1 protein-coding gene is annotated in these 4,118 nt (G+C 73.1%); it reads right to left on the reverse strand.

What is annotated here, in order from left to right:
* Positions 1-4,118, reverse strand: a 4,118-nt coding sequence (locus ACIBCJ_RS35550; protein WP_365981562.1) for an amino acid adenylation domain-containing protein, incomplete at both ends; no start/stop codon positions are given.

Genomic DNA, 4,118 nt, shown 5'->3' on the forward strand with positions numbered 1-4,118 from the left:
TTCAGCTCACCGTACGACCACTCCACGTCACCGCAGACCACCGCCCGCGCGTCCGGAGCCGACACCACCCGCCGCTCCACCAACTCCACCAGGGACACGTCGGGGTCGGTGACCTCGTTGTCGTTGACGTCGACGACCAGCCGCTCGTGTTCGCCGGGCACCAGCACGTCCACGCCGGACACGGGTGCGGCGGTGTCCGCGACCAGGCCGCGCAGCACGTGCACGAACCGCTCGACGAAGGCGGTCACCGTGTCGCGGTCGAAGAGTTCCGTCGCGTACTCGAGGTAGCCGCTCGCACCGCTGCCGTCCCGGTTCTCGGAGAGGGTGAGGTAGAGGTCGAACTTGGCGGTCCGGGTCTGCACGACTCCGGGGGCGGCGGTCAGTCCGGGCAGGTCGAAGTCGACGTGCAGCGTGTCGTGCCAGGCGAACATCACCTGGAACAGCGGGTGGTAGGCCCGGGACCGCTCGGGGTTCAGGAGTTCCACGAGCCGCTCGAAGGGCAGGTCCTGGTTGTCGTAGGCCGCCAGGGCCTTGCCGCGCACCCGCTCCAGCACCTCGGAGAAGGCCGGGTTGCCCGACAGGTCCGTCCGCAGCACCCAGGTGTTCACGAAGAAGCCCACCAGATCACCCAGGGCCTCGTCCCCCCGGCCCGCGATGGGCGCCCCGATCGACACGTCCTCGCCACCGCCCAGCCGGCCCAGCAGCACCGACAGGGCGGCCTGCATGAACATGGACATGGTGACGTCGTGGCGGCGGGCCGTCTCCCGGACCACGGCCAGGAGGTCCGCGTCGAGCGTGAATTCCAGAATGTCGCCCTGGTGACCGGCCACGGGCGGGCGCGGCCGGTCCAGGGGCAGTTGCATGGGCTGGGGCACACCGGCCAGTTCCTCGCGCCAGTACGCCGCCTGTCGCGCCGCGAGGGCGGCGGGATCGTCGGGGTCGCCGAGGAGGTCGCGCTGCCACAGGGTGTAGTCGGCGTACTGGACCGGCAGTTCCTCCCAGCCCGGGGCGTCGCCGTCCAGGCGGGCGGTGTACGCGGTCGACAGGTCACGGGCCAGCGGCGCCATCGACTCCCCGTCGGCGGCGATGTGGTGGGTGACCAGCGCGAGCACGTGCTCCCGCGGCCCGGCCCGGAACAGGGTGGCGCGCAGCGGGATCCCGGCCGTGAGGTCGAACCGGTGCTCCATCGCCCGCGACACCCGGTCGGACAGTTCGTGCGCCGGCACCTCCACCACGTCGAGCGCGGGCGCCGCCTCGCCGAGCGGGACGACGCGCTGGAACGGCACACCGCCCTCGTCCTCGTCGAACACGGTCCGCAGGCTCTCGTGCCGCTCCACCACGTCCCGCACCGCGGCGGCCAGCGCGTCCACGTCCAGCGCGCCCTCCAGCCGGAGGGCCAGCGGGATGTTGTAGGTCGCCGAGGGGCCGTCGAAGCGGTGCATGAACCACAGCCGGCGCTGGGCGTAGGACAGGGGGATCCGCTCGGGACGGTCCGTGCGGGGACGCAGCGCGGGTCGCACCGGTCCGCCGGAGGTCAGGTGCGGGGCCAGTTCGGCGACGGTCGGGGCGTCGAAGACGGTGCGCACGGCCAGTTCGGCGCCGAGCGATTCGCGGATGCGGCTGACCAGTCGCGTGGCCAGCAGGGAGTGGCCGCCGAGGGCGAAGAAGTTGTCGTCGGCGCCGACCCGGTCGAGGCCGAGCAGTTCGGCGAAGACCGCGGCGAGCGCCGTCTCGGTGGCGCCGTCGGGTGCGCGGTACTCGGAGCCGGTGATTCCGGGTTCGGGCAGGGCCGCCCGGTCCACCTTTCCGTTGGCCGTCGTGGGCAGCCGGTCGAGCAGGACGAACGCCGACGGCACCATGTGGCCGGGCAGCCGTTCGGCCAGGAAGGCACGCAGGTCGTCCACGGTGACGTGCTCGTCCACCGGCACGGCGTAGCCGACCAGTTGCCTGCCCACGGCGGCGGTGCGTCCGGCGCGGGCCACCACTGCGGCGCGGACCACACCGGGATGGCCGTCCAGGACGTTCTCGACCTCGCCCGGCTCGATCCGGAAACCGCGGATCTTCACCTGGTCGTCGATCCGGCCGAGGTAGTCCAGCTGGCCGTCGTCCCGCCAGCGGACCTGGTCGCCGGTGCGGTACATGCGCTCGCCCGCGGGCCCGAACGGGTCGGCGACGAAACGCTCGGCGGTGAGTCCGGGCCGGCGCAGGTAGCTCCGGGCGACACCCCGGCCGGCGATGTACAGCTCGCCGGCCGCGCCGGGCGGCACCGGCCGCAGCCAGGGGTCCAGTACGTACAGCCGGGTGTTGAGCACGGGCCGTCCGATGGGCGGGGCCGTGCCGTCGGCCACCAGCGGGTCGCTCAGCGTGGCCACGCACGTGGTCTCGGTCGGTCCGAAGCCGTTGATCAGCCGGCGGTCCGGGGCCCAGGTCTCCACGATGCCCGGCGGCACCGCCTCCCCGCCCACCCCGAGGGTGGCCAGGTGCGGGAACCTCTCGGGCGGCAGGGTGGCGAGGGTCGAGGTGGCGATGAGACCGACGCTGATCTCCGCATCGGCGAGGGTGTCCTTCAGGGACTCGCCGATCTGCTGGCCCGGGGGCACGACGAGGGTGGCCCCGGCGGCGAACGCCGTCAGCCATTCCATGACGGAGATGTCGAAGCTGGGCGAGGTGCAGGCGAGCACCTTGGACCGCGCCGTCACCTCGAACCGCTCGATCTCGGTGCGGGCCAGGCTGGGCAGCGGGCTGTGCGGTACGACGACGCCCTTGGGCCGCCCGGTCGAGCCGGAGGTGTAGATGACGTACGCGGTGTGCTGCGGACGCAGCGGGCCACGGCGGTCGGCGTCGGTGGGGTCGGCGCCGGGGCGGCGTCCGAGCTGCGCGAGGGTGTCCGGGTCGTCGAGTACGACGGTGCCGGGGTGGTGGGGAAGTCCCCCGGTCCACTCGGCCCGCGTCAGCAGCAGGGCCGGCTGCGCGTCGTCGAGCATGTAGGAGATCCGCTCGGCCGGATAGGCCGGGTCGACGGGCAGGAAGGCACCGCCGGCCTTGACCACCGCCAGCAGTGCGGTGATCTGCTCCACGGAGCGCGGCAGTGCCAGCGCCACCGTTGTCTCGGGGGCCACGCCGCGCTCGATCAGCAGGTGCGCGAGGCGGTTGGCCCGGGTGTTCAGTTCACCGTAGGTCAGGGTGAGTCCGCCGGAGACCACGGCGGTGGCGTGCGGAGTGAGGGCGGCCTGCCGCTCGAACAGGTCGGGCACGGTCTCGTCGGGCACGGACGCGGCCGTGTCGTTCAGCGTGCGCAGGAGGCGGTCGCGTTCCGCGGGGGCGAGCATGGGCACACCGGCGAGCTTGCGGTCGCCGTCCTCGGCCAGGGCGCACAGCACGCGGCGCACCCGTGCGGCCATGTCCTCGACGTCCGCGGGAGCGAGGGCGTCGAGCCGGTACTGAAGGATGATCCGCAGATACGGATCGAGGTCGGCGGCGAGCATCAGCGGGTAGTGCGTGACGGAGAACGGCCGCAGACCGGTGACGGCGATGCCGGCCCTCTCGCCCGCCTCGGTGAGCGCTCCCTGGTCCTCGGGATAGGACTCGAAGACGACGAGGGTGTCGAAGAGGGCCGGGAGTCCGGTGCGCTGCTGGATGTCGGTGAGCCCGTGGTGATGGTGTTCCATCAGGGCCGCCTGCCGGTGCTGGAGCCCGCGCAGCAGGCCGGCCACGGTGTCCGACGCGGTGAGGGGCACCCGCACCGGCAGGGTGTTGATGAACATGCCGATCATGGCGTCGGCGCCGGGCACCTCGGGCGGCCGCCCGGAGACGGTGGCGCCGAACAGCACGTCCTGCCGCCCCGTCAGCTGGCCGAGCACCAGAGCCCAGGCACCCTGCACCAGGGTGTTGACGGTGACGCCGAGTTCCCCGGCCCGGCGGGCGATCCGCGCCGCCTCGTCCTGGGTGAGGTTGACGTCGGCCTGGCCGAATCCGGTGTCGTGCGCCGCGGTCCTTCCGACGGCGGCCGGCGCGATGAGCGTGGGTTCCTCGACCCCGTCGAGTTCCGCGGCCCAGGCGTCGGCCGCGGCGGCCCGGTCCTGCCGGGTCAGCCAGGCCAGGAAGTCCCGGTATCCGGC

It is taken from the genome of Streptomyces sp. NPDC051136, from assembly GCF_044455745.1.
In the GTDB taxonomy this organism is placed as follows: Bacteria; Actinomycetota; Actinomycetes; order Streptomycetales; family Streptomycetaceae; genus Streptomyces.